Source organism: Candidatus Hydrogenedentota bacterium (genome assembly GCA_018005585.1).
Taxonomy (GTDB): Bacteria; Hydrogenedentota; Hydrogenedentia; order Hydrogenedentales; family JAGMZX01; genus JAGMZX01.
This window is the reverse complement of sequence record JAGMZX010000023.1, coordinates 27,163-33,255: the sequence shown is the minus strand read 5'-3', so window position 1 is coordinate 33,255 and position 6,093 is coordinate 27,163. Positions and strand designations below refer to the sequence as shown.

6 protein-coding genes are annotated in these 6,093 nt (G+C 64.3%); all 6 read right to left on the bottom strand.

Annotated features, from left to right (window positions below; all coding sequences use genetic code 11):
- On the bottom strand, positions 1-402 hold a 402-nt coding region (locus KA184_06010), incomplete at its 3' end, for a hypothetical protein (GenBank protein ID MBP8129118.1).
- A 77-nt stretch (positions 403-479) separates the two neighbouring features.
- Positions 480-1,751, bottom strand: coding sequence for a Gfo/Idh/MocA family oxidoreductase (locus KA184_06005; GenBank protein MBP8129117.1), 1,272 nt, complete (start codon positions 1,749-1,751; stop codon positions 480-482).
- Between the two features lie 31 nt (positions 1,752-1,782).
- On the bottom strand, positions 1,783-2,829 hold the full coding sequence (locus KA184_06000) for a Gfo/Idh/MocA family oxidoreductase (protein ID MBP8129116.1): 1,047 nt from the start codon (positions 2,827-2,829) through the stop codon (positions 1,783-1,785).
- A 40-nt stretch (positions 2,830-2,869) separates the two neighbouring features.
- On the bottom strand, positions 2,870-3,913 hold the full coding sequence (locus KA184_05995) for a uroporphyrinogen decarboxylase (protein MBP8129115.1): 1,044 nt from the start codon (positions 3,911-3,913) through the stop codon (positions 2,870-2,872).
- 154 nt (positions 3,914-4,067) lie between these two features.
- On the bottom strand, positions 4,068-4,244 hold the full coding sequence (locus KA184_05990) for a hypothetical protein (GenBank protein MBP8129114.1): 177 nt from the start codon (positions 4,242-4,244) through the stop codon (positions 4,068-4,070).
- A 277-nt stretch (positions 4,245-4,521) separates the two neighbouring features.
- A complete protein-coding gene (locus KA184_05985) occupies positions 4,522-5,991 on the bottom strand; it encodes a hypothetical protein (GenBank protein ID MBP8129113.1) in 1,470 nt (489 codons plus the stop codon).
- Between the last annotated feature and the right edge of the window lie 102 nt (positions 5,992-6,093).

The following is a 6,093-nucleotide window of genomic DNA, read 5'->3' as shown; positions in this document are numbered from 1 at the left end:
GCGCAGATAGGTGCCGGCGAGGATAAGGCACGCGGCGGCTGCGTAACCGGCCAGGAGTTTTGCCGCCGGCTCGATCTCATTGGAATACAGCGTGGCCCGCGCGGCCAGCGCAAAGGCGGTCATGATGGCCAGAACGGCCAGGCGGCTCAGCCAGACGGTCCCGATGCGCGTCTCGATCGCCTCATCGCCGTCACCGTGCAGCACGCCGCTGACGCGCTCGCGAAGACTCTGAATCAGCGCGGGTTCGCGCAGATGAACGGGCGTCCGGCGGCGCTCGACATGGGAAACGCCTCCATCGCTGTTCGGGGTCTGGACATGTTCGTGCAAGAGCTGGCGCACCACGCCGCGCAGCTTGCTTACTTCGCGTTCCAGATCCTTGATACGTTTTTCCGGATCCATCACGGTCGTCATTCTATGCTGACAGAGACGGAGATTGCCACGACTGCCGGAGATGATGGACGGACCACGCCCGCCCGGCGTCAACGGCTGTTGTCGAGCCGCGCCTCGGGAGCCTCGCCGCAAGTGATTGTGGCGAAGCGCCCATCATTGAGGATGGAAAGCCGCGCAGCCTCCATGACGAGCTCGTTGACGCTGGAATTGGCGGGCGTCGCGATGATGCCTTGGGCGTCGGCCGCGCGGATGAGGGCGCGCCGGCGTTCCAACGATTCGGTCTCGTTCATGCCCGACACTTCCGATTCCATGCCATGGACGGTGCGAATCGTGGCGGCGATGGACTCGAAACCGTAGCCGACGGCCTTGAGCCCCGGGCCTTCCCATGGCACGAGCCGGAAGAAATCGGGGCTCACGAAATTGAAGGCGGACCCGGCGCAACCAATGCCATCGAGGTAGCAGTGGGTGACGCCGCGGAACTGGTCGTCGTGCCGCAGCGTCGCGGTCTTGCCGTCGCCCTCGAAGAACATCTCAAGGCATTGCTGGTTGCTGCCCGCGCCGTCGTCGGGATAACCCAGCCCGTCGATCACGGACAGGACGGCGCCGTTCTCAAAGACGACGCGGCCGTTGGCCCACATATAGCCCTCGTTGCCATTGGGGAATCGCCCCTTCACACCGGTCACTGAAACCCCGGTCGGGCGGAGCCCCGTAATGAAACAGACCAGGTCCACGTAATGGCAACCGACGTACGTAAAAGGGTCGGAATTCTCACAGGTAAACCAATTCTGGAAATTCGAGTGCCGGTAATAGTACGGCTCGATCATCTTGGCCTCGCCCATAATGAACTCGCCGAAATCGCCGGCCGCGTAATGCCTCTTCGCCATAAGGGCGCGCGTGTCGAAACGCTTGTGATACTCGACGCCGACAAACAGCCCTTCTTCGTAAGCGAATCGCTCGATCTCCACGGCCTGCGCGTAACGCTGCACCAGCGGCTTGACGCAGAGCACGTGCTGATTGTGGCGCAGAGCTTCCATGACCACCGGAAAATGCAGGTGGTCGGGCATGGCCACGATTACGACGTTGCGCGGCGGCATGCCCGCGAGCACTTCCTGGTACAAGGCGGGGAAGAGCCGGTCGTCCGGCTCGCTCAGCGCGGGATGCGACGTGAAGTCCTGCCCCGGGAACGCCTCGAGCAGTTCACGGTTTTCCTTGAGCGCGCGCAGGGGGGCTGTATTGAGCGCGCATACGCGGATGTCGCCCACGATGCTGCGCTGCAAATGATAGACGGAAGGGAGGATCAGGTCGTTCGTGATCATCCCGCCGCCGACAATCGTGACTTGAATCCGTTTCGCCTCGCTCATGAATGCGGAACTCCCCGTCGTTGCCGCCGGTTCACATGTTTACGGGGCGGCCCTTACGCGCCGATTCGTAGATCTTCTCGATGATCGCGACGGCGTTCCTGCCTTCGCGCCCGTCGACGAACGGCGTGGCGCCCTTCAAGATCGCGCGCGTGAAGTCCTCAATCTGGCGGCGGTGTCCCTCGATTTTCAGGCTGGCCAGCGGGTCGCCCGCTCCCGAACCCAATTCGGACTCCTTCGCGAGTTCCCGCTCGATCTTGGCATCGGCTGCTTTGCGTTTTTCAAATTTCCAATACTTCAGATTGCCGTCCTCGAGCCATGCGCCGCCTGCCGTGCCGTGAATGTCGACGCGCGCGGGGTGCCCCGGCCAGATGGCCGTGCTGCCTTCGATCGTGCCGAACGCGCCGCTCTCAAATTCGAGCATGGCGGTGGCGAGATCCTCGACTTCGAGCCCCTCGTGCGCGACGCAGGCCGTCTGCGCGCAGACGCGCTTGACCGGCCCCATGAACCATTGGAGCAGGTCAATCTGGTGAATGCCCTGGTTCATGAGCGCGCCGCCGCCATCGAGTCTCCTCGTGCCGCGCCAGGCCCCGCTCGCGTAGTATGCGGGGGAACGGTACCACTTGATGTAGGCGTTGCCCAGCACGAGCTTGCCGAAGCGACCCTGCTCGATGGCTTGCTTAATCAGACGGGAGCCATGGGCGAACCGGCTCTGGAACACGCACCCGAGCATGACGCCCGCCTTGTTGGTCGCGGCGATGATCCGGTCCGCGCGCGCGGTGGTCACCTCGAGCGGTTTTTCGGAGAGAATGTGCTTGCCCGCCGCGGCGCAGGCAATCGCGATGTCCATGCGCATGCCGCTGGGCACGCAGAGGCACACGGCCTGCACGTCTTTGCGTTCGAGCAAGGCGCGGTAGTCGGTGTACGCCGTTGCCCCGTACTGGCCCGCCAGGCGTTTCGCGCTCGCCTCGACCACATCCGAGACGGCAGTCAGTCTCGCTCCCCGCACCGCGGCGATGGCCGCCGCATGCACCGGGCCGATGTTACCGCATCCGATAATGCCGAAACCGACATGTGCCATGGCGCTTCCTCCTCGTACCGTGGTTTGGGGCCGGCCGCGTCTATATGCGGCAGTCATGGACGAACCGCACCAGCCGTTCTACATGCGCGAACGGCGTCTCGCGCAACAATCCATGACTCAGATTGAAGATGTGCCCGCGATGTTCCCCCGATTCTACGCAGGCGCGCGCGGCCGCTTCAATTTCCGGCCACGCGCCGTGCGCGAGCAATTCGTTATCAAGGTTGCCCTGAAACGCGCGGCGCTCGCCCAGGCGTTCGCGAGCTTCCCGAATGGAAACCTGAGCCGGCAGGCTGATGATGTCCGCGCCCGCGGCATCGAGGTCTTCGAGCGCGGTCCATTCCCGCGCAAAATGGACGGTGGGCACGACGCCGCGCAGGGCGGCGAATATGCGCTGCTGGTACGGAATCGCGAACTCGCGGTAGGTGGCGGCGCCCTTCTTCTCATCAGCCCCCAACTTGCAGAGGACCGCGGCCGACTCGAACAACTGCACCGCGCATGCGCCGGAAGCCGCCTGAAAGCGCAGGTAGTCGATGGTCATGACCGTGAGCCGGTCGAGGAGCGCGTGCGCGAGCGCCGGCGCCTCGCGCAGTAACGCGAAGGCCGCGTCCGCCCTTTCCCCAAAACTCCTGCCCTCGACCAGAAACACCAACAGCGTGAACGGCGCGCCCGCGAACCCGAGGACGGGCAGGGCGCCACCGAGCATCTCATGGACCAGCCGAAACGTCTCGCGGACGTGTGCGAGGCCGGTCTCCATCTCGAATGGCCGCAGCGCGGCCATATCTTGAGCCGAACGGACGGGACGCTCGAGCATTGGCCCCGGGCGGAACAGAAACGGCGCGCCCATGGGCGCAAGCGGCGTCAGGATGTCCTGGAAGATAATGATCGCGTCCACGCCGAGACGCCGGGGCAGGAGCGAGATGCGCGCGGCGAGTTCGGGGGTGCTGAACAAGGCTTCGAGCGGCATTTCCGCTGTTTCGCGCAGCCGGTTGTATTCGGGGTCCGTGCGGCCCGCCTGCCGCATGAGCCAGACCGGCGTGCGTTCGGTCCGCTCCCCTCGCGCCGCACGTAATAGTAAATCGTTCATGAGCTGTCCAGTGCCACCTTGATGTGCCATGCCGGTGGAAACCGCAGGCAGCGTTCCGGATCGCCCGGCCGCCACGCCGCGCTCGCTTCGCGTCTTTCGCTGGTCCGGCAGGCGCCGGCGCCGCCGATGGGCGGCCGGAAACCGGGCCGCGAAATCAATCCGACGGGCGTCTACCCAGAAACAAGAACACAACGCCGAGGAATCCGACCCCAACCCAGCCGAGCATCTCGCCGGGCATCATGAAAAGGAATTCCGGCGGCGACGCCATGAGCATCATGACCGCCGCCGCGCCGAATCCGGCCAGGATGAGGATAATGCCGAGAATAAACATGATGAGATACCTCCCGTCTCTTGCCAGGACGCTTGCATGCTCCCGTGGAGCAGTCCCGCGCAGTCATTGTCTCCATACGGCCCGCCGTTCCTCGCAAACCGAAGCAATGTGAAATCCCTCTTTCCCTCTCCCCGGGTGTTCTTGCGGCGTCAATCGCTTCGCAGAACCGCAACACGGTCTTGCAGGGTTTGGCGGGTTGGGTTCCCGCGTCTTCTCGTCGTATCGATGGCCAAGCAGTCCCTGATTCCTCTCGCGGGGTTCATGCTCGCATCGCAAATCACTGTGCATCTTGTTCCAGCAATTTCCGCAGGCTGAACCGCCAATAGCCGGAGTCCGGCGCGTTGGTCCAGCGGGCGTCCTCGTGGCGCGTTTCGTAAGCGGCCCAGAACTCGAGATCCGTCGGAGCATAGACGATGCTCATGACGTTCCAGTCGTTCTCGGGCAGCATCTCGGTGTTATGGGCGACGGTGGCCGCGATGGTCAGCGCCTCCTCGGGGCCGATCTTGCAGGGCGGGCCCGCCTCGATGGGCTTCGTGCCGCGCACGGGAAACACGTATTCCGAGCCGGTTTCGTACGCACGGATCATATCGTGCATGGGCAAGTGGCACGTGGTGTAGGTGGACCCGGAAAAATCGCGGCCATGCGGGTTGCCGGTATTCGCCGGGTCGCCGGGCCCGTCGTCGGCGGCTTGGAGCGCGCGCGCCTGCTTGCCGAAGGCAGTGTCCGCGCGCAGAACTGCTTCGCGCAGCGGCCTGCCGTAATAGTGCTCGCCGCCCTGCGCATCGGTCCATGTGGCGGCGTGTTCCTTGGGGTCGTCCTCGAAGAAGGTCTCGCAGCACGCGGAATTGGTTTCGAACGCCGCCGCGCGGGGCCGGAATGCGGGCGTGCCGTAAGCGTCGGGTTCGCCGTCCGCAATGAGGTAGTTGTAGCCGATGGTATGCGCGGAGCGCTCGATGATCGCCTGGGCGTCTTCCAGGGCGCCGGATTCCTCGAGCACGCGCCGGCCCATGAGCGCCCAAGGCATGCCGTCCAGTTCCTCGCGCACGCTGAACGCGCCCACCTCGGAAAGCGTTATGCCCTGGTCATTCATGCCCGCGAGGCAGCCGATTACACCCGCATAGCCCATGCTGACGAAGGCGTGCCGGTCCTGGGGTTGATAGACGGTGATGAGGCGGTATTCGTGCATGCCCGTCTGCGAAACCCAGTCCAGGTTGCGCAGCGAGAACATCTTGCCGTCGGCGGTGCGGGAACCCCACACGGCGAACATCGTGCATGCCAGGTGCGCCTGATTCATGGCGGCGGCAAGCTCTTCGGGCGGGATGCCGAGTATCTCGGGCAGGCGTTCCTCGCGCTTGTAGAGGTCGAGGTTGGTCATGGTCAGGATGCGCTTCACGTCGTCGAAGGAAAGGTCGGCGCCGCTCGACTTTGCGCCCGCTTCGATGGCGCGCATCTCGGCCAAATACCGCTCCGGCACGTGCGGCGCGAGGCGTTCCCAGCAGGCGTCGAGCAACACATGGACCAGCGCCTCCGGAAGCCCGGCTTGCGAGAAGAGCCCCGCCAGCAGGCCTGCGATAGCCTTCGCCCGGTCGCCGACCAGCGCGCCGTATTGCGCACCCATGTCCTCGGGAGTGCCGGATACATGCGCGACATCCAATACGCCGAAATCGGAGGTGTACCGCTCCAGAAAGGCGTCGTGTGCGCGGCGTATCACTTCGACCCGCTTCGCTTGCCGCACGATGACTTGCATATATTCGCACTCCTCTTGAGTGAGTATAAGAGCGAACGCCACGCTGTTCAATGGCCTTTGTGAGAACGCACGACGCGCGAAGGGCGCTTTCTTGCGGGTTTG